Annotated in this window: 10 protein-coding genes; 3 read left to right on the forward strand and 7 right to left on the reverse strand. The window is 59.2% G+C overall.

Annotated elements, in window-relative coordinates; translation table 11 throughout:
• The first annotated feature begins 35 nt into the window (after nt 1-35).
• Nucleotides 36-2,186: a GumC family protein gene (locus QM649_RS12005; RefSeq protein WP_415199283.1), complete on the forward strand. Its 2,151-nt coding sequence runs from the start codon at nt 36-38 to the stop codon at nt 2,184-2,186.
• Nucleotides 2,170-3,132 carry a polysaccharide biosynthesis/export family protein gene (locus QM649_RS12010; RefSeq protein ID WP_415199284.1) on the forward strand — a complete coding sequence of 321 codons (963 nt, stop codon included), beginning with the start codon at nt 2,170-2,172 and terminating at the stop codon, nt 3,130-3,132. Before QM649_RS12005 ends, QM649_RS12010 begins: the two co-directional genes overlap by 17 nt.
• Nucleotides 3,133-3,613: 481 nt before the next feature.
• Here QM649_RS12010 and QM649_RS12015 read toward each other — a convergent pair whose 3' ends face one another.
• From QM649_RS12015 to QM649_RS12035, 5 genes are all read right to left on the reverse strand, one after another.
• Complete coding sequence (locus QM649_RS12015; protein WP_415199285.1) at nt 3,614-3,796, reverse strand: hypothetical protein; 183 nt, start codon at nt 3,794-3,796, stop codon at nt 3,614-3,616.
• A gap of 132 nt (nt 3,797-3,928) precedes the next feature.
• Nucleotides 3,929-5,422: a hypothetical protein gene (locus QM649_RS12020; protein WP_415199286.1), complete on the reverse strand. Its 1,494-nt coding sequence runs from the start codon at nt 5,420-5,422 to the stop codon at nt 3,929-3,931.
• Between the two features lie 95 nt (nt 5,423-5,517).
• Nucleotides 5,518-9,129 (reverse strand): TonB-dependent receptor domain-containing protein, encoded by a 3,612-nt coding sequence (locus QM649_RS12025; RefSeq protein ID WP_415199287.1) that lies wholly within the window; start codon nt 9,127-9,129, stop codon nt 5,518-5,520.
• 432 nt (nt 9,130-9,561) lie between these two features.
• Nucleotides 9,562-13,176 carry a carboxypeptidase regulatory-like domain-containing protein gene (locus tag QM649_RS12030; protein WP_415199288.1) on the reverse strand — a complete coding sequence of 1,205 codons (3,615 nt, stop codon included), beginning with the start codon at nt 13,174-13,176 and terminating at the stop codon, nt 9,562-9,564.
• Nucleotides 13,177-13,905: 729 nt separating this feature from the next.
• The gene (locus QM649_RS12035) at nt 13,906-17,211 is read right to left on the reverse strand and encodes a carboxypeptidase regulatory-like domain-containing protein (RefSeq protein ID WP_415199289.1); all 3,306 of its coding nucleotides are present in this window, start codon (nt 17,209-17,211) and stop codon (nt 13,906-13,908) included.
• Nucleotides 17,212-17,699: 488 nt separating this feature from the next.
• On the opposite strand from QM649_RS12035, the gene QM649_RS12040 reads away from it, so the two are divergent.
• Complete coding sequence (locus QM649_RS12040) at nt 17,700-20,039, forward strand: DUF4838 domain-containing protein (RefSeq protein ID WP_415199290.1); 2,340 nt, start codon at nt 17,700-17,702, stop codon at nt 20,037-20,039.
• A 34-nt stretch (nt 20,040-20,073) separates the two neighbouring features.
• Here QM649_RS12040 and QM649_RS12045 read toward each other — a convergent pair whose 3' ends face one another.
• The gene (locus QM649_RS12045) at nt 20,074-21,450 is read right to left on the reverse strand and encodes a DUF1501 domain-containing protein (RefSeq protein ID WP_415199291.1); all 1,377 of its coding nucleotides are present in this window, start codon (nt 21,448-21,450) and stop codon (nt 20,074-20,076) included.
• A gap of 95 nt (nt 21,451-21,545) precedes the next feature.
• Nucleotides 21,546-23,668 (reverse strand): DUF1549 and DUF1553 domain-containing protein (locus QM649_RS12050; protein ID WP_415199292.1); only part of this gene is annotated, 2,123 nt, incomplete at its 5' end.

Here is a 23,668-nt window from a genome sequence, read left to right on the forward strand (position 1 = left end):
TTGGGCCGTGACCATAAGGATATAATTAGCCAGCCATGCCCCAAACTCCTCCTGAGCAGTCTCTTCCCATGTCAGGCTTTGAACACGTTGAGGCAGAGGGAACTTCTTTTGCTGATCTTTTCCGTGCAATTGCGAACGGCAAATGGTTCATTCTGATTTGCACGATAATCTGTGCTGCAGCTTCGGCGGGTTACATCTCTGTTACGAAGCCGGTCTACGAGGCCTCGGGCACGGTCCGCATTGATCCTTCGCGCTCCGGTTCTCTTGGGTTGACCGATGCGCTGATGGGCGGAGAAAACGACGTCATTCCGACTGAGATTGGGATTCTGACTAGTGATCAGGTGGCGCTCTCTACTCTGGAGACGTTGAGCCCCGAGCAGTTTCAACAGTTCGCTGGATTTCCAAAAGACCAGATGGTTTTTGTCCAGGAAGACGCGCAGCATCAGCCTTTACAGTTAACGCCTCGCCAGATTGGCGTCATCGATAAATTTAAAGGCTCTATTAAAGCAGCTCAGGTAACTGGTACCCAGTTGGTAGGCATCACGTTTCAAGACCACAACCCAGAGCTAGCTGCATTGTTGTTGAATCGAGCCGTAGATGCTTATATGCGGGTCAACTTCCAGAGCAAATACAACTCCGTCTCTCAGGTCCACGGATGGCTTGCCTCGCAGATGGATGATCTCAAGAAGCGCGCGGCCGATGCGCAGACTAAGATCGCGGAATTCCAGCAGAACAACAATCTGGTTGGAACAGATCCAACAAATAACACGGAGATCGATCGTCTCAAGGACTTGAACGATCAAGTTACGAAGGCAGAAGGCGACCGCATTCTGAAGGAAGCCGCGTGGCGGGCGGCTCAATCTGGGGATCCGGAAGTTCTTGCATCATTAGTGCCTGATGCCCACCTACAAAGTCTGCAGGGCACCGAATCCACTCTTTACGCGCAGTACATCCAGCTCTCGACAAAATTTGGTGAAAATTATCCCCCATTAGCCGAGGTCAGGACACAGCTGGCTGAAGTGCGCAAGGAAATTGGCAGCAATATCAAGGTAATTACTGCGCACCTGAATGAGGATCTGAGCGCTTCAAGGAACGCGGAGAATATGCTTCGTTCCACATACGAAGCAGAGCTTGCTCGCGCCTATGCCCTGAACCGTAAGCAGGCCGACTACGCTGTGCTGCTTGCCGAGGGTGAATCGAGTCGTGATCTCTATGACACGCTCGAATACAAGCTGCAACAGGCTACCGTGAATGCTGGTCTCGACTCGATCAACACTATGATCGTGGACCGTGCGCGCACGCCACTTGTTCCTGTCGCCCCGAAAAAGACGATTATTCTCGTATCTGGCTTTATCTTGGGCATTGCCGTTGGTGTTGGCGCAGCCCTTTTGAAAGAAGCAATGGGAGGTGAAATCCAAACTATTGCCCAACTGGAATCCAACACCGGTCTGGTTACGCTGACGACCGTTCCGCATATTGAGGCTCTGAAGACCGATACCTCGGCACGGCCGCAACGCCTGGTTACCATCACCGAGCCGCGCTCCCGCTTCGCAGAAGCCTATCGAACGCTGCGCAACTCGGTGATGCTCAGCTCCATCGATCAGCCGCCGCGCCTCGTTCTGATTTCGAGTTCCTTGCCCAGCGAAGGCAAGACGCTGACCTCGGCGAATTACTCGATTGCTCTCGCCCAGAAGGGTGCGCGCATCCTGGTAATCGACGCCGATCTTCGCCGTCCTCGTTTGCATGTTGATTTCAACGTGTCCAACACGAATGGCCTCAGCGACTGGCTCATCGATCGCGCAGGTCCGGAAACGATCATTGCTCCGATTCAGGATCTTCCGAACCTTCACTTCATTCCGGCAGGAAAGGGAACCACATTCCCGTCTGAAGCCTTGTCTTCGGCAAAGCTCCAGGCCCTCCTGGAGCAGTGGAAGAGAGAATACGATACGGTTCTGATCGACTCCGCTCCTATGCTGGCCGTCAGCGATTCTCTTCCGCTGGCTCGTCTCGCGGATGCCACCATTCTGGTAGCCAGGGCCGGAAGCACTCCGCTGAAGGCTTTGAAACGCACCCGCGCGATTCTCGTTCGTGCGCACGCCCGCATTCTGGGTGTCGTGCTGAATGATTCCAATGTCGGACAAGATACCGGATATTACGGGAAGAACAGCTATGGCTATTACGAATAAGGCTGCATTTGCCCTCTTGGGGCTCGCATTCCTTTCCGCATCGGCGATTGCGCAATCGGACGCACAGTCTGCTTCTGCATCTCAGGCCGCCCCGGCTGCTGCATCGGAACGCGTTCCCTTGCAGAACATTCCGATCACGTCGGGTGATCTGCTGGACGTCGAGGTCTTCAATACGCCTGAGCTCTCAGGAAAGCTGCGTGTGGATCAGCAGGGTGCCGTAGTGCTGCCGATCGGAGGCACCGTCAAGGTTGACGGTATGCTCCCCAGTCAGGCCGCGGCCACGATTCAGGAACGCCTCGTTACGAGCAAGATCATGCTCAGCCCGCTCGTGACCGTTGATATCGTCGACTACTCGACCGATGGTGTCACAGTGCTTGGCGAGGTGAAAGCTCCCGGCGTGTATACGCTGCTGGGCCCCCGCTCGCTCTATGACGCGCTGGCTGCGGCCGGTGGCGTGACGGCGAGCGAAGGATCGAGTATTACGGTCACACACGCTTACGATTCGACCCACCCTATTACTGTCAACGTGACGACACAAGACTATTCGCCAGAAATTAAAGCCACTGTCGTTCTTCCTGGCGATACTGTCGTCGTAAACCGCGCGCCCCTCATATATGTGGTTGGTGACTTCGTTCATTCTGGTGCCTTCTACATTCAAGGCGGCACTAAACTGACTGTTCTCAACGTTGTCTCACTCGCTCAGGGCTTCAATAAGACAGCGGCTATGGGGAAAGCGGCGATTGTCCGTCCTCTGCCCGATGGAACGGCTCAAACCATTCGCTTCAACCTAAACAAGGTTCTTAAGAACCAGATACCAGCTCCAGTCATGCAGGCGGGAGATGTTCTTGTATTGCCGCGTAGCGGTTGGAAGGACTTCGGTCTGACGGCACTTCCTGGCGCCACCAATGCTGTCGTGGATGCCGTTGCGTATTCTCAGATCGACTAATGCTGCTTCGTGTTAGGTACTTCATGCTTGCGATTCGACTTTCTTCCGGAATGTTTGCTCGGTTAGCAGCGCTTTTGTTGCTAAACCTTGCTCTTATTCCGGAAGGGGCATCACAGGTCGCAGCAAACTCTTCTGCAAGCGGCTCTGCAAGTGCGAGTGCGACCATGAACGCAACGACGAGTTTCTCTGCTTCTGCAAGCATGTCGGCATCGTCAGTATGTGCCGGTTGCGGTGGAGGCGGTGGTAGCAACAAGCAGAATCTCAGTGCCTCTTCGCTCTCTGCCGCGGCTTCCCGCGCGTCGACAATCAGCCCCGCAATGATGTCGCGGCTTTCTTCCAGCGCCGTCAGCTCGGCCGTTACCAATACCTTTAATTCAGGTAGCCAGAGCAGTTTTGCCGGCCTGTCGCGTAGCAGCAACAGCGGCGCGAGTAAGACCTCCACGGCGTCTTCGCTGCCAAAGCCTGGAAGTCCCATCATCAGTCATCCGGCGATGGGCGGCTTCGGCAGGTCCTCAGCCTTCTCCTCCTCGAGTATCTTCTCGTCCGCGATGTCCGGAGGATTTAGCTCCTCCTCCTCTTCCAGCTCCAGTTCGAGCAGCTCTTCGTCCTCCTCCTCTGGCAGAAGCAGTCTGCGCGGCGGCAAGTCGAAGAAGAAGAAGTCCATGCGCGAGCAGTTTGGTTTGCCCAAGAGGCAGTCTCTGCATGAGCAGCTGCAGGAGCAGAAGAGCGGCGGCGATTCTCCGCAGCAATAACTCGCCTTCCCGCACTTAAGCTCTCATCCGGAAGTAGAAGATCGCTATTCACGGCTCACAGGAAACTGCAGTTCGAAAAGTCTCCGCATCCACGCCCTGTGTGCAGCGAGAAACGCAGGCATCCGCTCCGGGTGCCGTGGGTCCATCGTCGGTTCCGCCGGAACAGTTTCCCAGTCGATAGCCTTCGGCGCGTCCTGCCGGCTTGCGGATAAGCACGAGTCCTCTGGCTTGCTCGTCTGCGTTCCCTGATAGCGATTGCAGGCAAACTGTATATCTTTCGCGCCACCCCAACCCGGTGCAAGTCGATACGTGCCATCTGTATGCCGCTCGGCTCCGTAGCCGTAATGTCCGGCTCCTTGTACATCGAATAAGTTCGAGATGAAATGCGCGCCTCGTGACCAGCCCTCCCAATTGCTTACCAGGAGGATCTGCGTGTTGTTTCCCGCGGCGGTGTAAATCGCATTGCGAGAGAGGGTCACGTTGTCCGCGCCGCTCAGGTGAAAGATGCGGGCATGATCGTTGCGGCTGATGTTATAGGCGACGACAGTGCCTGTATTCCCGAAGTTATTGCGCTCATCTCTTCGTACGGGCGAGCACAGTAGCATGAATCCGCCATCGTTATCGTGGCTGTAGTTATAGAAGAAGTGCGTATTGCGTGAGTTATAGTCTGAATCGAAGCCTTCGCCATCCAGCGTGGAGTGAGTCCATGCCGCTTCGTTCCAGCGTAACGTCGTGTTATCCGTGCTCCAGGGCCAGATGCCCGCGTCATAGCTTCCCGCTCGCTGATTTGCGCGCCACACGATGTTATGTTCCAGCAGCGCGCCATCTGTGGCCCACGGCACAATTCCGTCTCCGCCGATATCATCCGCCACGTTATCCCGGATCACGACATGAAGGCTCGGAAACCATCGCGTGCGATCTGTTTCATCGCTGAGTCCGGCGATCGCGGAACGATCGACCTTCCATAAGAGATTCCCTTCGATGCGCAGGCCGTCGAATCTGCTCGGCACTTCAGAGCCGGAAGTCTGAAAGACGATGCCGCCGGCATCCTTCTTCTGCTCTGTACCGCTGATGTCGTGAAGATAGAGATCCGCGATCACAATGCCGCGTTGCGTCCCGCTGTTATTGGCAGCTACAAGTACGCCGCGCAGCAGCGCAGGTGCTGCGGTGTGATTCGTGATCTCCAGGTGCCGCACTTCAACATAGGAGACATTCACCACGCTGAGCACCTCGCGTACTTGCCCAGCGCCATCGATGCGCGGCAGCGCGCCATGGCCGTAGCGATCGATCTGAATCGGAGATCCCTCTGCCCCGGAGTCTTTGATTCGGAGTTGCCCCTGCCATGCGGAACCTGCACGGAAGTAGAGGTGATCGCCGGGATGAAAGGTATGCCGGTTCACCGCGTCCAGCGACTTCCATGGATGAAGTCGTGTTCCTGCCGAGGCATCCTTGCCGTGTGAAGCATCGACATAAAAGGACGCAGCCTTCAGAGGAAGTGACGTTGTAGCAATCATCGCGAGCAGCAGGATAAGTCGCATCGATTCCTCATCGGTCTATTGCAAACAAAAAATAACGGCAGCGACATAGAGAAGAGTACTCCCATGTCGCTGCCGCAGGAGAATGCGAGGCTATCTCACCACATCAGTTTCACTGCCACCTGCACCTGTCTGGGTAGATTGCTTTGCGCCCATGGGCCCTTTTCGATGGTGCCGAAATTGACATCCTGTGCGCTGCCTTCATAAGCCTCCTGCCACAGTGGATGGTTAAGTGCGTTGAAGGCTTCGAGACGAAGCTGAAGCTTCATGCGGCTCACCACCTGGAAGTTCTTGGAGAGGTTTACGTCGAACTGCTGGTTATTCGGTACACGAATCCCGGTAGCTACCGTATTGTGATATTCGCCCCAGTCCGGCACCACGGAGAAGTCTGCCTGGGGGCAGCCTCCGGTGTAGTTGAAGGCAAGCATCTGCTGGCTCCAATCGCCGTTGCTGTCCTGCTGCCACTGGCGCACGCAGGCTGCTACGCCGCGTATGTATCCGGTTGTCTTATCCACATGGCGAGGCACCCATGCGTTGTGAATGTAGTTCTCGCCGGGGTTGTCGGGGACGGCCCAGGGCCAGCCTGTCTCATACACATACAAGCTGCCGAGTTCCCATCCGCCGATCACGCCATCGAGCAGGCGATTCATATCGCCGCCGACGGTGCGGCCCCGGCCGACAGGCAGGTCGTACACAGCCGAGATCGTGATGCGGTGCGTGCGATCGTTGCCGTCGAGCCCGCGATACGGCACGCGATACGTCTCATCTGTCCAGCCGCCTGCGTCCATCAGCTTCGACCACGTCCATGTGCCGTGCAGGGTAAGTGCATTGGTCCACTTATGCATCGCCGTAAGCTGAAGCGAGTTATACCAGCTGCGTCCATCGTTCAGCTGGTAGCGGATGATGTCGCCGAAGGCGGTAAAAGGGCGTGTAAGGTTCGCGCCCTGGATCGTCGTAGCGCTGTAGTAGGACGAGCCGTTGAACGCCGGAATGTTATAGAACGGATTGGTCGGATAGTCGTTATTGCACAGTGCTGGATTGCCGCCCTGATCCAGGTTGCACTTGCTGTAGTACGCGCTGCTTTCGTGATTGATGTTATCGCTGCTGTCAGCGTTATAGAGGCGGCTGCCTACATAGCTCAGCTCGACCGTATCGCGCTTCAGGAACTTATGCTCCACGCCGAGAGAGTAAGTCCAGAAGCTCGGCGTGCGGTATTTCGGATTGATATCCCACGGCCCCTGTCCCAGGTCTGTAAGCAGGCCTGTGGAGGAGCCGGTGGGCTGCAATACCGTGGGGAACGGATTGGAGAGCGTGTCATAAGGCGTCATGCCTCCATCCAGCGTTGCGTTAAATTGCGTCGTCGCGCTCCAGCCCAGCGTGTTGCCGCCGGTCTGCGGATTGCGGATCATCTCGCCGAAGCCTCCGCGAAGAACCGTATCCGGATCGTGCGCGTATGCAAAGCCGACGCGCGGCTGGATGTTGGTCTTGGTCAGCGCGTACAGGCTGCGTGGATTGCCGTTGACGCCAAGGAAGGTCACACCGCCCAGCACCGGGCCCGGCAGCAGGGAAGAGTTGACCTGCGCGTTCACAGGATTCGTCACCGACGTGTCGAACGCATAGTCCGCCCCGTTGTGGCGCTCCACCGCGGATGGATTGAGATCGTAGCGAACGCCAAGATTCAGCGTCAGCTTGCGCGTCAGCTTCCAGTCATCCTGCAGAAACGGCGCCCAGTAGTGCTGCGACCAGAAGGACGTGGCGTTGATCGTGTTGCTGCCGGAGGTCGGTGTACCCAGCAGCATCGATGCGAATGAGTTGCCGCTGTCGTTCGTCCAGTCGGCGTCGATGTAGTTCGACTGCGTCCACTGGCGATCGACCCAGAAGTACGGGCCGCCATTCACTATGTCATTCACCGACTGCTGCAGACGAAGATCCAGCCCGGCGTGAATCGTATGCTTGCCGTGGTTCCACGTCACGCTGGGGAAGAGGTTCAGAGAGTTGCTCACCGTCTGCGAAGAGCCATTGTTGCCGATGTAAGCAAACTCACTTGGCTCGATGAGCGGGAACTCCTGCCGTGCCGCGCTGCCCAGCTGGTTGACCTCCGAGGCAGACCAGCCCAGTGCTGTGGGGTCGAAGCCGGAAGGCCCATCGAAGGTGTAGTCGGCGCGCACAATCACATTCGCGCGGAAGTCGAAGAACAGCTTCGGCGTGAAGGTGTGGATCCACTCCGTGGCAAAGGTGTGGCTGCGCTCCCCGTGCGGCAGTTCGCCCTGCGCAATCGCGCCGGGCATGCCGTTCGTGCTGCGGATCTCGACACGCTCCCAGTACCCATAACGAAGCGTGAAGCGGTCGGCCGGTGAAAAGTTTTGGTCCCACTTGCCGATCACATTGCGATAGCGATCGGTCGTGGGGTTGGGTGTGGAGTAGTTGTTTGCAAAAGGATTCGTGCCCGTGGCCGGCGTCGTATTCGGAGCCGGATAGTAGGACATGATTTTTTGTGCGACTGGATTGATGCGTCCTGTTGGGATAACGTTTCCCGGAAAGGCGTTGCGAACGTACGCTCCCCCCGCGTTCTGGTGCAGCGTCAGCGGATCGTAAATCGTGATCGGCGCATACTCGCTCCCGTCCCACCAGGTCAGGTTGCTGAAGTCGCCGTTCACCCATTGCGGGCTTGGGACGGAAGTGACCAGCGCGTTCGGCACGATCTCGTTCCAGTTCTCATACTGCAAAAGAAAGAACGAGCGGTTGCGGCCATCGTAGATCTTCGGCAGATAGACAGGGCCATCGAGCTCTGCGCCGTACTGGTCGAGCTTATGCTGCGGACGCCCGTACTCGGCTTCGTCGCCGGTGCTGGCCAGCAGCCAGTTGTTCTGCCAGGTGTTCGAATCGAGGAAGCTGCGCCGTGCGAACTCGTACGCATCGCCGTGGATCTTGTTCGTGCCCGACTTCAGCGTCATATCCACGACGCCGCCCGAACCGCGCCCATACTGCGCGTCGTAGGGATTGGTCACGATCTTGAACTCCTGTACGGAGTCGACCGGCGGCACATACGCAATCTTCGAGTTGGCGGTGTTGTTCGCGGAGGCCGCTTCGTTCGTCATGCCGTCCAGCATGAGTTCGTTCTGTCCGGCTCCGCCGCCATTGATCGACAGGTTTTCCTGCGTGTCATCGAAGGGGCGCTGATACTGGATGCTGCCCGTCCACACCGCGCCTGCGTTGAGGATGGAGAGCATGTTCGGATCGCGGCCGTTCAGCGGCAACTCGGTCACGCGCTCGTTTTCGACAACCTCACCGCGGTCTGCCTTGCTCGCATCGAGCAGGGCATTATCGGCAACGGTCACGGTCTCGACCTTCGTGCCCACCTTCATCACGAAATCGATGGTCGCGGTCTTGCCCGTCTCGAGGTAGATGTGAAGTTTTTCCTGCTTGTCAAAGCCCGGACTCTCGGCGGTGACCGAGTAGGTGCCCGGCTTCAGGTAGGGTATGGTGTAGTCTCCGGCTCCCGTGGTGATGGTCTGCAGCGTTTCGTTGGTGAGTTCGTTATGAACGGTGATGAGCGCTTTCGGAATCACAGCCTTGGAAGCGTCGGAGACGTGACCGGTAAACTCCTGTGCGTGGAGTGCGGCGGCGCTGGCTAAAAGTGCAATGGGAAGGGCTATGCGGCGTGCGGATTTGCCGCCGTGTGGTCTCTTGTTTACTGCGAAAACCAGCATGAGCTAGGCTCCGTGTGTAATCGGTTTCATAGGAATCAACGCGTAAACCACAAACATCCTGAAGAAGGGGCAAAAACAACCTCGAAGCAAATTTGGAGTGAAGAAATTTCGTATTTCTATGGAGTGAATGGGAATATATCCAACATTGCATCCCGTGTAAACGCTATCTTTTCGGATTTTTTTCTGTATCTCTCGAGACGCTCAAAAGAACGGCCTCTGCGAAACGCGTCGCGACCGTCGCAAAGGCAGCATGCCGGTGCATATTGCGGCTCTCGGAATCCTGCAGCTCACTCAACCGCATTGCACCGGGAATGACCCATCAAGTGGTTCAAGGGAAATGGCTTAATCTCGCAACGGATAGTACCGGTCAGAAACAGAGACGCCCTGCCGCCGGGTTAGGCAACAGGGCGCTTCTGCTGGGAGTTTTCTGGGTTAGAACTGCAGCTTCAGGGACATCTGGATCTGGCGCGGGAAGTTCTGTTCCGTCGAGCCGATGGTGCCGTATCCCGACCAGGAGCCGGGCTGGTTGTCGCTGGCCACGCTGGTGTTGCGGGTTACTTCCTGATCCGGAGAGCCGGTGTTCGGGCCTCCGAAGATCGCGGTGTTGGTCAGGTTGAAGGCCTCCGCCTTGAACTGCAGCGTCGTGCCTTCGCGGATGCGGAATTTCTTCTCGAAGCCAATGGCTGTCTGCTGCGCCCAGGGGTTGAGAAGCTTCGTCGTGATCGGCAGCTTGGTCACAGCCGTGTACTCGGCGAAGGTCGAGAAGCAGGAATTATCCGAGTTGTTGAGGTAGCTCTTATAGCTCCGGTGGGCGGGAAGAATGTTGTAGTTGCCGCAGTTGTAGTTGTAGCCGTTGGGATAGCCGACCGGCGTGCCTCCATCGTTCTGGAAGATCCAATCCATCTGCCAGTCGTTCACCACCTGGCCCAAAATGCCGTGGGCATTTGAGAACAGCGCGGCACCGCGGCCGATCGGCAGTCCCCAGAGTCCGCTGAAGGCGAGATCCCAGGGGCGGTTGCCGCCGTCCGTGGTGTAGTACGGTGTCGGGTCGACGAGACCCGCCCCATTGTTGTTGAGATAGCCGGTCGCGTCGAGCAGGTGCGACCAGGTGAAGGAGGTCAGGAAGCTGAGCCCCTTCGAGAGCACGCCCGTGCCCGAGAAGCGCTTCTCCAGCTTGGCCAGCAGCCCGTTGTAATTGCTGTAGCCGCCGGGGAAGGTGTAGTCGTAGATGCCGCCATCGAAGGCCGGGTACGGAACCTTCAAATAGCGTGCCTGGATGGTCGGGTTCTGTCCCAGCGCGACCGTGGTGGGCAGAACGCCGTAGAACGGGTTGGGCACCTGCTGGTCGAGATAGTTCGGATCGGCATGGCCTTCGGCAAAATCCTGCGCGCTCAGGCCGTTGAGCTGTCTTGAGGAGCGCAGGTTATCCGAGTGAATGCCGAGGTAGTCGATCTCGCCGAGCATCTGGAAAGGCAAAGCCTGCTGGATGCCGAGCGTCCACTGGTGTACGTGGATGATCTTGCGATCGCGCATGTCGATGCCGAAGTTGGTGCCGACCAGCGCCAGCGCGCCTTCCGAGCTTCCGGGAGGCGTAACGTAGCCGTTGGGGAACGGGTTGCCGCTGATGAAGCCGGTGCCGGGATGCAGGTTGCCGTCCGGCGAATCGTTATACGAGGTCGACTCGTTCCAGGCCGAAGCGCCGCCCAGTTCGATGCCGAAGGCCTTGCTCAGCGTATATCCGGCGTGCAGCACGGTGCTCTTGCTCAGGCTATAGGAGAGGCCGATCTTCGGCTGCCAGAATCCCGTGTTGTTCGGATAGGCAGGCTGGCTGCTGCTGGCGAAGAGCACGGTGCCATAGAGCGGCGCAAGCGAAGGCACGCTGGCCGAGATCGGGTTGACGCAGGTAAGGCACATGCCGGCAAGCAGGCGGTTGTGCCGTTCGATCGGTGAGAACTCCTCATCCCAGCGAACGCCCGCATTGATTGTCAGATTGCGGCGCGCCTTCCAGTCATCCTGCACATAGCCCGCCACGTAGCGATAGGACTCGTACGGCGCGATGTCGTAATCGACACCGCCCGAGTCCGCATAACCCAGCAGAAGGTTGGCGATGACCGAGCCGTCTTCCTCCTGTTGGAATGGATTCTTCTGGGTGAAGTCGGTGCCGAAGCCGAAGTAGCCATTCGGACTGCCGATGCCCGAGGGCACGTCGTGATAGAGAGACCACTCCGCGCCGTAATGCAGGTTGTGGTTCCCCATCACATGCGTGAGCGAGGGGCCAACGTCATAGGTCTCGAAGATATTCGGGTTAACCTCGTTGCCGATAATGCCGGGGAAGTTATCGCCGAGTGAGATCGATGGTGCGTAGTCTTTCGTCGTGGTGGGGATCTTCGGCATCGTCAGGCCGACATCGCTTGCCGTCAGCGAATCGAGGCCGGCAGCAACGGTGCCGTTCGGATCGGCATAGTAATAGCGATTGAAGGAGACGCGGATATCGCCGATGAGCTTGGGGCTGAAGGTGTGCGTAAGGTCGAGTACCTGGGTCAGGCTCGAACGGTAGTTGTCGATGTCGCCGGTGATGGCAGGACCGACAAGTCCATTGCCGTTGCGATACTCATGACCGGACCACCATGCGAAGATGCCGTAGAGCTTTGTCCTGTCGGTAAAGTCATAGTCGACGCGGGCGATGGGCATGTTGTAGCTGTAGCGATCCTTGCCATTGAACACATAATTGTTGGTGTAACCCGCGCGATTCGGAGCAGGGAAGAGCTTCATGAATGCGAGACCGACCGAGCTGATGCGATCCGCCGGAATAATGTTCCCGGAAAACTGCTGTCGCCCATAAGTGGTGCAGCCGGTTGAGCCTTCCACCACGCAGGCCGTGGTATCCGGATCGTAGATGCCGCCGGTGCGCCCGGTCGCCGTCAGATAGCTCGAAAGATCGACAGAACCATCGGAGCCGGGATACAGGTCGGAGGTGGGAACCGTGGTGACGACGCCCGCGGGCAGCACCTGGCGATAGCCCTCATAGCTGAAGAAGAAGAAGGCGTTGTGCTTGAGGAACGGGCCGCCGACGGTGCCACCGAACTGATGCTCGTTGTGGAAGGGCTTCGCTTCGTTCTCCTGGTTCAGCTGGTAGGTGTTTGCATCGAGCACCGAATTGCGCCAGAAGTCATACAGCGTGCCATGAAAATGCGGAGAGCCGTTCTTCAGGATGATGTTGACCGCGCCGCCGCCCACGCGCCCATACTGCGCGTCGAAGGTGATGGTCATGATCTTGAACTCCTGCACGGCATCGATCGTGGGAGAGATATTCCACGTGCCGGCCGGTCCGCCGCCCTGCACGGAAATCGGAGCGCCGTTGAGCAGGAATTGATTCGTTGTGCCGGGCTGTCCGCTGATCGAATAAGCATTCGATGTATCCCAGCCGCGCGTGCCGGAATAGCCGCCGGGACCGAACTGCGTCTGCGTGAAGCGAACGCCCGGAGTGAGCGCCATCAGCATGTACACCTGGCGTCCGTTCAACGGCAGGTTCTGGATCTTTTCGTAATCGAGAACCGTGCCGCCGGAGGCATCCTGCGTGTTCAGCGTCAGCGTGTTTTCATTCACCGATACGGTTTCGTTGACCGAGCCGACCGGCATCTGGAAGCTCTGAGAGACCTTGGCGGAGACGTCGACGACGACGCCGAGATGGACGACCGATTTGAATCCGGGAGCATCGGCCTTCACCTGGTACGTGCCCGGCTGCACATAGGGGATGTAGTACTCGCCCTTGGCATCGGTCTTGCCCTGGTAAGTATGTTCCGGGCTCGAGGCAACGATGGTGGCATTCGGAATGAGGCTGCCTCCGGGGTCACTGATCTGGCCGGTGATGGTGCCGCGATACTCCTGCGCATCGGCATGCCTGGGAATGGCGAAACTGGCGAGAACCAGCACGAGAAGAGCACAGAAGGTTTTCATCGCGCGGTTGGACCCCGGAGCCCTGAGCCGCGTGGCCCGAAGCAACGTGAGCGTCGAAGAAAGACGTGGAATATCGGAACGTAGGTTCATACGGAAAGGCCTCCATGGACTGCGAAACGCAATCCTCCGCATCCACCGGGACAGGTGGCGGAGAGTTGCATGGATGCCGGCCAGTGAACGCAGGAGCAACTGGTCGAAACATCGGCTTACAGGTAAGGAGTCAACTCGAAAAAAAAGACAAAAAGGTTCTTAGTCGCTATGCGATAGCGAAATCACGAAGCGTTGAGCTGAGAATGTTGCATCAGGTCCGGGGAGCTGACCCCCGGGTGTCCTGTGAACATGTGCAGTAGTTTGGCTTCCCTCTTTGAAGAGCGGTTACGCGTGGGTTTTTGTCTGGCGCCAATCGCTTGGGACAAAGCGATTGGCGCTCGGTGGAAACGATTCCATGAATCGGGAAATATCTTGCTCGCCGCTCGTGAAATACGTCAAGCGTTAATTTCTCTTCGAAGGAAATAATTTTCGTAGCGAAGAATTCCGTTCCATCCGAGCAGACGTGAAATGCAGTTGCGCGAGGCAGCAAAACCGTCTCGCTTTGGAATGACACGCTTCCAAAGGTCCTGCTAAAGGCGGGAATTCAGAATGTATCGATACAAACGAAGGAAGGGAATATGCGCAATGCAATCGAAGATAGAAGATGTCTTACACAAGAAGGCCGATGCGCGTCTCGATCTTTTTGTGGATGGTTCAGTGAATAGTTGTCAACGCAAATAAAAAGGCCGGTCGAGAGCGACCGGCCTTTCTCATGGATTGCAGCTGTGCTTAGAAGAGAATCTTCAATGCAAGCTGCGTGTTGTACGGTTCGCCGGATCCGATGCCGGGCGCGCCGTAGGATGTGCCGATGGTTTGCGTGCTCCAGCCGAAGGACGAGCCGTCGCCGAGGTTCGCTTCAGGCTGCGCCAGGTTCACGCGGTTGAAGACGTTGAACATCTCTACGCGGAACTGCGCCTTCACGCGTTCCTGGTAGAGCGGAATGTTCTTGATGAGGGAAAGATCCACATCGCCGAAGCCGGGTCCGATGATCTGGTTGCGTCCCAGGTTGCCGTAAGTGCCGGCAGAGGGCACCACGTAGCTGTTGGGGTTCAGGTACTGCGCGTAGGTGTGCTGCTGCACCGAGCGGTCGCTGTTCAGGGGCGTGCCGGTAATGCTGGCGCGGTCCTCGTTTTCACCCGTGCCGCTGTTGTCCTGGCCGGTGAGCACATTGACCGGTTCACCGTTCTGGAATTTGACGATGCCATTCACCTCCCAGCCCTGCGTGAGCGCGCGCGGGCCGTGCGAAAGGTTGGGGATGGTGTAGTTGAGATACGCCGAGAAGTGGTTGCGGATATCGTTGTTCGCATTGCCCCAGTCGCCGAACAGGTTGGCGGAGTTCTGCGGGATGGTGTTGAAGACGCTGGAGTCGTCGAGGTTATGGCTCCAGGCATAAGCGAACTGGCTCGTGAGTCCATGCCAGCTGCTGCTGCGCAGCGTGAGCTGCAGTGCGTTGTAGCTCGAGGACGCAGCCGAGTTGATCTGGTTGATGATGCCGAAGTTCGGATACTGGCTGAAGTACGGGCGTGACGCCTGCTGTGCCGAGAAGGTGTAGCCCGCCGCCGTGGTTACCGTCGCTGTGCTCTGGTCGAGCTGCTCACCGGCGACCACCGCCGATTGGTTGATGTCCTGCAGCACAAGGTTATGGCGGCTCACCGTGCCTACATAGGCCGCGTTCAACTGCCATGCCTTGCCCAGGCCCTGTTCGATGTTCAGGCCGAAGAGCTGTGCATATGGCGTCTTGAAGTTGCGGCTGACCGAGTAGATGGAGACCACGTTGTCGCCGGTCGGCTGGCCCTGGCTGGCGGAGAAGATCGGCGTCGTCTGGCCGTAGGTCCAGATGGGAGACAGCGGATTTGACACGCCCAGCACAATCGACTCGTTCGGCTCGGTGCCGACCGGGTTATTGTTGACGCCGCCCGCGCCGCCGTTGGGGATGCCGATGTTGCCGAAGAACGCTTGGCCGGCAGGCTGGTCGAAGTAGATGCCGTAATTCGCGCGGATGACCGTGTTATTGCGCACCTGGTAGGAAACGCCGAAGCGCGGCGAGAAGTTGAGCTTGTTGCTGTTGTAGATATAGCCCGGCGTGCCCGAACCGCCTCCGGCCACCACCAGCCCGCCGTTGTTTGGATCGAAAACGGAGAGGTTCGGATCGTTGGTGTAGAAGGGCTGCTGATAGTCATAGCGCAGGCCGAGGTTGAAGTTGAGCTTCGGCGTCACCTGCCACGAGTCCTCGACGAAGGCCGTGCCGGTGTGCGTGTAGATGAAGCGCTCCTGCGTGCCCAGCGTGATCGTGGACTGATACGAGTAGCCGGCAAGATAGTCGGCAAGGTTCAGGATGTTCGAGTCGGTGACGCTCGTGTCGTTGGCCCACGGACCGAGCACGCCGCCGGTGCCGAAGTTGAATGCGCCGCGGCCGCCCCAGTTGTAATAGAGGTCGATGTACGCGCGGCGATACTCCGCGCCGAAGCGCAGCTGGTGTCTGCCCACGGTCCAGGAGAGCGTGTCCGAAATATGGCCGGTAATGTCGTTGCGGCCCGAGGTCGGCGTGATGCCGATCGAATCGAAGCCGTTGATGGCGATCTGCGGAGCGCCCAGCAGCGATGCGCCGGTGTTGAGGCCGGCCAGTGTGAGCGGATTCTGGCTGTGGTCCGCATCGGCAAAGGCCTGCGTGAAGTAGCTCACGCCCGCCGCCACCTGGTTGCTCAGGTTCGGGCGCAGGGTGTAGTTCCAGACCGCGTCGTAGTTCTGAATGTGGGAGGGAACAGTCTGGAAGTACTCCGGCAGATACGAGCAGACATAGACACAATCAGGCGCCTGCGCATAACCCTGGCCGAAGTACCAGCGTGCGGAGATATGGCTCTTGTCGCTGATGTTGTGATCCAGCTTGGCGACGAGGTTATGGCTGTAGCCGTTCTGCGGAGCGCTGCTCTGGTAGTTGCCCGGCGTTGCGGGAAGGTTGGCGATCTCCGTCGGATCCCACAGCGTGCTCAGGATTGCCTGCGAGACCGAGCTCGGCTGCACGCCGTACTTGGTCAGTTCCGCGAGTGCGAGCTTCTGGTATGCGGGCGAGGGCTCGGTCACAGTATTGGCTTCGCCGATGACGAACTTCTGTTCTTCGTACGTAAGAAAGAAGAACGTGTGATCATGCCAGATCGGTCCGCCGAGCGAGCCGCCGTAGTTCTGGTTGCGCAGCGGCTGCTCCTGCGAGCCGGGAGCGGTAAAGGGCGAAGTGACGGCCAGAGCCTCATTGCGGTTGAAGTAATATGCCGAGCCATGGAACTGGTTGCTGCCGGACTTCGTGGTGATGTTCAGGTTGCCGCCGGGGCTGCGTCCGGATTCGCTGTTGCCCGTCGTCTGCAGCGAGTATTCGTCGAGCGCATCGATGGGATAGACCACGCCGGCGATACCGCTGATGCCGCCCTGGTTCACCGCGTCCACGTCGAGATAGAGATCGTTGTTATCCGTGCCGTCGATCGTGTAATCGAGCTGGTTGCCGCGCATGCCGTTTACCGAGCCGGAGTTGTTATAACCGGCGAACGATGCCGAGGTGCCGAGAAGCTGCGTGAAGTCGCGGCCATTCAGCGGCGTATCCTGCAGCGCCTTTGCATCCAGCGTGGTCGTCTGCGTGGTGGTAGTCGTGTCGAGCGTGAGCGCATCGGCGGAGACCTCTACGGTCGAGGCCTGCTGCGCGACCGCCAGCTTCACCGGCAGCGTATGAATCTTGCCGGCAAGCACCTGCACGCCGGTGATCTCTGTGGACTGAAAGCCCGGGGCTTCAATCTTGATGGTGTAGCTGCTCAGCGGAAGATCGCTGAAGGAGAATTCGCCTGCGCCGGAGGAGACGGTATCGCGAACCACTCCGGTGGAGGTGTCGGTCGCGGTCACCTTGGACCCGGCAACCGCGGCGCCGGAAGGATCGGTCACCGTGCCGTTGATCGTGCCGCGGAAAGTCTGGGCGAGAGACAGGATGGGGGAAAGCAGCAGAAGCGCGAAGAGGGCAAAGAACGCTCGCCGCGCGATTGCATGAACTTGCATGTACGGCCTCCAAAATGAAACACGTATTGCGTGTCGGCAGAGATCCCCGTGGATGGACCACTGCGGCGGGTGAATATGCTTGCGCGAGGGCGAACCGGAAATCCGGTGTACCTTACGGATACGGCATCACTAATGAATGACAGCTGCTACTGAGGGTTCTTGCCTGGGAGTAACTGCGGCTGAGAGCGCCGCGATCGTATCGAAGCTTGAAAGTAGAACGGAGCCAAAAACGAACTGTTCAGAATTTCAGGATTCAGGGCCGGCTGCCGGCAAGCTGGCAGCAAAGGACTAAGCGCGCAGAGACTGTGTGGATACAACAACAGCGCGAGCTGTATGCCCTCTTCAGCATGAGTGGGATGATGGTAACACGACTGCAACATACCGGGTACGTCCCAAAATCTGCTTTCAGCTTTCGTCCTGATCGGTCGGCCTGATGGCTCGAGAGCAGCTCCATGCCAGCCGCCGGGTGCGAAATAATAAGCGCAGTGATGGACTTTCAGAAGAAGATCAGCCGCCAGAAGCTCACTCGCCGAAACTTCCTGCAATCCTCAAGCCTGTTCGCCGCCGGATCGATGTTTCTGCCGTCCTCTGCCCTCGCAGCGATGTCCGATATCCGGGAAGTAAGCCTGGATGCGCTTTCGCAATACACGATCGTGATACCGGACCAGCCCGATGCGATCGAGCAGCAGGCAGCCGCGCAGTTGCAGAACTATCTCCAGAAAGAGCTGGGCCAAAGCCTCGCCATCACCCGCGAAGGCGCATACCGGAAGGGACCTGCATTCTTCCTCGGCAGGACGCGACAGGCACAGCACCTCCCTTTAGATCCGTTACAAAGAGATGGCTTTGCGTATCATCCTGTGCCGCATGGGCTGATCATCTTAGGAGGCACGAACAAGGGCGTGCTCTACGGCGTCTATGGGCTGCTGGAGTTGTGGCAGTTCCGGATGTATACCTCCGCCGCAATCGATGTTCCGCGTGCGAAGTCGATCGCGCTGCCAAAGGCTCCCGTTGTCGTCGTTCCACCGGTGCATTACCGCACCACCTCTTATCGGGACACGCTCGACCCGGAATACATGGCATGGCACCGGCTCTCCTCGCATGATGACTGGGGACTCTTCGTTCACACCTTCAATGAGCTGATGCCGCCCGAGCAGTACGGTACAAGCCATCCCGAATACTATTCGCTGATCAACGGCCGTCGCGTTCCCGGCGCGCAGCTGTGCCTCTCCAATCGCGAAGTGCTCGCGGAGCTGATCGCGAATCTCAGGAAGAAGATCGCAGACAAGCCCGAGGCCACATATTGGTCGGTAAGCCAGAACGACAACAATCAATACTGTCGCTGTGAACCCTGTACGCAGCTCAACACGAAGTACGGCGGCGTGCCGAGCGGATCCATCCTCTACTTCGTGAACGATGTCGCGAAGGCCTTCCCCGACAAGACCATCTCGACACTGGCCTACTGGTATTCGAGAACGCCTCCGGCCAATATCGAGGCCGAGCCCAACGTCAACATCATGCTCTGCAATATCGAGAGCAGGCGTCAGGGCCCAGTGTATGAGACCGATCCAGCCTTCGCCAAAGAGCTCGTGACCTGGGGCAGGCTCGCGAAGAGCATTCTCATCTGGGATTACACCATCCAGTTCACCAACCTGGTCAGTCCCTTTCCGAACCTGCACACGCTCAAGCCCAACATCCAGTTCTATCTCGACAACCATGTGAACTCGCTCTTCATGCAGGCAAACCGCGAAGTGGGTGGCGAGATGGCCGGACTGCGCGCCTACATGCTGGCCAAGCTGATGTGGGATCCGGGCGCGGACGACAGCGTCATCATGGACGAATATCTCAACGGCTACTACGGTGCCGCGGGGCGGCCGATCCGGGCCTACATCGATCGCATGCGCGAGTCGCTGGTCCAGAGCGGCCTCAAGCTGAATATCTTTGGAAGCCCCGAGGATGCGAAGGACAGCTATCTCTCGCAGGAAAGGATGCAGGTCTATAACCAGCTCTTCGATCAGGCGGAAAAGGCCGTTGCCGCTGACGCGCAGCTGTCGGCGCGTGTCCGAGCTGCTCGCCTGCCGCTGCTCTACGCAACCATCCAGATCGGGCGGAACGAGGTGGACACGCCGCGCAGCCTCTATGCGCATGCGCCGGATGGAAAAGTCTTCGTCAAGCCGGAGATGAAGCCGCTCGTCTCGCAGTTCGTAGACGGCTGCAAGCAGGAAGGAGTATCGCGCCTGCGTGAGCGCAGCACCTCGCCGGAGGATTACCTGGCCTCGTATGAAAGGGCCTTCGCCGGGATCGCGGAAGCGCAGTATGCCGCATCGTTCCGTAAAAAGATCACACCCGTCACGCTTCCCGATGGAGGAGCGGCCGCGGCCCAGCGGCTCACCGACGGTCTCTTCGGATCATGGGAGTCGTGGAGTGCGCCGGATGTGAACTGGATCGCATACAAGGGCGAGCACATGGACTTCGTGCTCGACTTGGGCGAGGTGCGTGAGGTGCGCAGCATCCGCATGGACTTCCTCAACGTGCAGGCGCAGCCGGACTTCAACCTGCTGGTGCTGCCCGCATACGTCACCTATGCCATCTCTGTAGACGATCACACATATGGCGACGCGGTGAAGATCGCCAACCCGAACAATCCCGATCCGAAGCAGAATCCGGAGATCACAAAGGTTCCGGTGCAGCCTTTCCGGCTCGACTTCAGCACAGGGCAGCGTGCGCGCTACATCCGGGTGCATGCGGAGAGCATCCTGCGCATGCCCGCCTGGCATCTTCGCGCCGGTGAACCGGCTGAGATCTACACCGACCAGATCGTGGTGCTGTAACCGGCATCACGATCGAGTCCCGCACAACGACCCATCAGGCAAACACATCGCGCTGCACCACGCCGGCCACATCGGTCAGCCGGAAATCGCGCCCCGCGTAGCGATAGGTCAGGTGCTCGTGATCGATGCCCATCAGGCCGAGAAGCGTCGCATGCAGATCGTTGATGTGCATGCGGCCTTCCACCGCGGCCATGCCCAGCTCATCGGTGTTGCCGTGGCTGTATCCCTTGCGCACGCCTGCGCCGGCCATGAACATCGCGTAGCCGGTCACATTGTGGTCGCGTCCGTCGTCACCCTGCGAGGTGGGCAGGCGCCCGAACTCCGATCCGAAGAGCACCAGCGTCTCATCGAGCAGGCCCCGCTGCTTCAGGTCCGCCAGCAGCGCCGCCGTCGGCTGATCCACGCGGCGTGTCTCTTCAATGAGTCCGTTGTGCAGGTTGGTGTGGTGATCCCATCCCGGCTGGCGAATCTCGACGAAGCGCACACCGGCTTCGCTCAAACGCCGCGCCATCAGGCACTGCCGCGCGAATGAGCCTTCGAGGCCGGGCTTCACGCCGTAGGCGTCGAGCACGTGCTGCGGCTCCTTCGAAATATCGAGCAGATCTGGCACCGTGTCCTGCATGCGGAAGCCGAGCTCGTAGGACTTGATGACGCCCTCCACCGCCTCGGGCGCGCCCGGAGCTGCGGCCACTTCGCGATTCAGGTCCTGAATCAGGTCGATCTGCTGCCGCTCGAGCTCGCGTGAAGTCGCAGCCTGGATATTCGGCATCACGCCCTTATCGGTGATCGGCGTGCCCTGGTAGTACGCGGGCAGAAACGCGCTGCCATAGTTGGACGCGCCGCCAAAGGCTACCGGCGGATTGATCGTGATGTAGCCGGGCAGATTCTGGTTCTCCGTGCCCAGGCCGTACAGCAGCCACGATCCCATGCTGGGCCGCGTCAGCGATGCGTTCGCGCTGCCGGTATGCAGCTGCACCACCGCTTGTGGATGTGCGGGTGTGTCGGTATAAAGTCCGCGCAGGAAGCAGTATTCATCGGCATGCGCGGCGATGTTCGGAAGCAGCTCGGAGAACCACGCGCCCGATTGCCCATACTGGCTGAACTTGAACTTCGAAGCCGTGATGGTGCCGCCGCCGGGACCAGGCTTGCCGTTGCTCCGCCACAGCTCAGGCTTGTATTCGAAGGTATCCACCGACGACATCGCGCCTTCCATGAAGAGGAAGATGATGCGCTTCACCTTGGTCGGAAGCGGTGGCCGCTTCGGGGCCAGCGGGTTGTTTGTGTTGAGGTCGGCGGCCGCGGCCGTCTTCGCGAGCGAGCCAAGCAGTCCCGTGAGCGCAAGATGGCCGAAGCCCGCGCCAGACATGCGCAGAAAGCCTCTGCGGGATGGATGGGAAAAGTTCGAGAACATGGTTCAGCCTGCCTCCGCGATGAAATCCTTCGATCACTGGAATCCTTCTCCGCGCCCGTGGGCGATGCGCGGAGAAGGACGTTACAACGCCTGCACTAACGCACAAACTGGAATGCCGCGGACCCATAGAGCGCCTGGATGAACGCAGCCCATCCTGCCTCCTGCGCCGACGATGCCTGCACCGTGGGTTTTGCCGTCTCCGGTTGCGCGCTGTCCACCATGTCGTCCTGCGCAAGACCGTCCTCACGCACGATGTCCTGCGTGAGCGCGGGCTGCGCCTGCGATGCCGCTACGGTCTGCAGATGCCCCTGCCCTTTGCCGGATGCAGGCGCAAGCTTCTTCTCGTAGGCGGCAAGAAAACTGCGAACCCTGCGGATATCCGCCTCGCTCGGATCGCTGCCTGCCACGCGTTCGTAGGCGATGCGAATTCGTTTTGCATCGCTGTCATGGCTGCGGAGTAATTCCTTCGCCAGCAGCAGCGATTGCTCTCTCACAAACGGCGAGTTCAGCATGAAGAGCGCCTGGCTGGGCACCGTGGTCACCTCGCGCCTGCCGGAGACCAGCGTCTGCGAAACAGGATCGAAGGCGGAGAGCGCTCGCGGCGTCTCGTCGCGCAGCAGCGGCAGATAAATGCTGCGATAGCGATTGCGGTCGGCGGCATCGAGCACCGAGGCGACGACAGGGCCGTCGTCGCGGATCTCGATCATGCGCAGCGCCATCGAGGATGAGCCCGCCGGATGGCTGAGGTCGAGATCACCGGCCGATGCAAGGATGCTGTCGCGAATCTCTTCCGTCTCGAGCCGCCGCGGATTATGGCGCCAGATATAGCGATCCGCCGGGTCGATCTCCTGGTAGCCGGCAGGAACAGCGGAGCCAAGGCGATAGGCATGGCTCAGAACAATCTCACGCACCAGCTTCTTCGTCGACCAGCCGTTGGCAACGAAGTCCTGCGCCAGGTAATCGAGCAGCGCCGGATTCGAAGGCTTGTCGCCCGACGATCCGAAGTTATCGACCGTGCTGACGATGCCCGTTCCGAAGAGCTGCTCCCACACGCGATTCGCATACACGCGCGAGGGCAGCGGATTCGCAGGATTCGTGATCCACTCCGCCAGCTCCAGCCGCCCGCTGTGATTCGCGGGAATCTTCGGCGCTCCCGGAACGCTGACCACGGTCAGGAATCCGCGCGGTACAGTCGGCCCATGGCGCTCTTCCACGCCGCGTATGCGCACCGAAGTATCGGCGACCTCGCCGTCGCGCACGCTGTGGACCCCGTAGCCAAGCTCGCCCAGGTCTCCAAGCAGGGTGTAGTCCTCGCGCAGGCTTGCAACCTGCTTTTGCAGCTCGCTCAGCGTCTGCTTCTGCTCCGCCGTCGGCGTGGGATGCGTGCCATCCTTCTTCGCCTTGTCGATCGAGGCCTGCAGCTCTTCGAGCTGCTTTTTCTTCGTGTCCAGCTCCGCCTTTGCCTTGTCGCGGGCATCGTTCGAAATCGCGGGCGCATGCGCGGAGGTGCTCAGGTAGCCGAGATGCTTCGGGTCGTAATACTCAAGGCCGCTGCCGCCCATCTTGCTCGTCAGCCCGGCATCGTCCTCCGTGCTGGTAAAGATGCCTGCCAGCGCGTAGTAATCGGTCGTGGGGATGGGATCGAACTTGTGATCGTGGCAGCGCGCGCAGGAGACGGTCAGCGCCATCGTCGAGCGCGTCACCGTATCGATCTGGTCGTCGACCGTATCCATCCGGTAGCGCGCATGGAAACGCTGGTTCACGTCCTTCGGCCCGAGCGCGAGATAGCCGGTCGCAATCAGCAGCCGGTCGCGATCCGCTGGTGTGGCCGCGGGCAGCAGGTCTCCGGCAATCTGTTCGCTGAGGAAGCGATTGAAAGGCACATCGCGGTTGTAGGCATCGATCACATAATCGCGATAGCGCCACGCATTCGGATACGGCATGTTGCGCGAAGGCCCGGAGGACTCCGCATAGCGCGCCACATCGAGCCAGTGCCTTCCCCAGCGCTCGCCGAACTGTGGCGAGGCCAGCAGCCTGTCGACCAGCGCAGTGTAGGCGCGCTGCGAATGATCCTTCTCGAAGTCGTGAATCTCCTGCGGCGTCGGAGGCAGCCCCGTCAGGTCATAGCGAAGCCGCCGCAGCAGCACAACCGGGTCCGCATCGGCCACCGGCTCAAGCTTCTTTGCCTGCAGGTTCGCGAGCACAAAGCGGTCGATAT

Source organism: Silvibacterium sp. (assembly GCF_047605705.1).
GTDB lineage: Bacteria > Acidobacteriota > Terriglobia > Terriglobales > Acidobacteriaceae > Silvibacterium.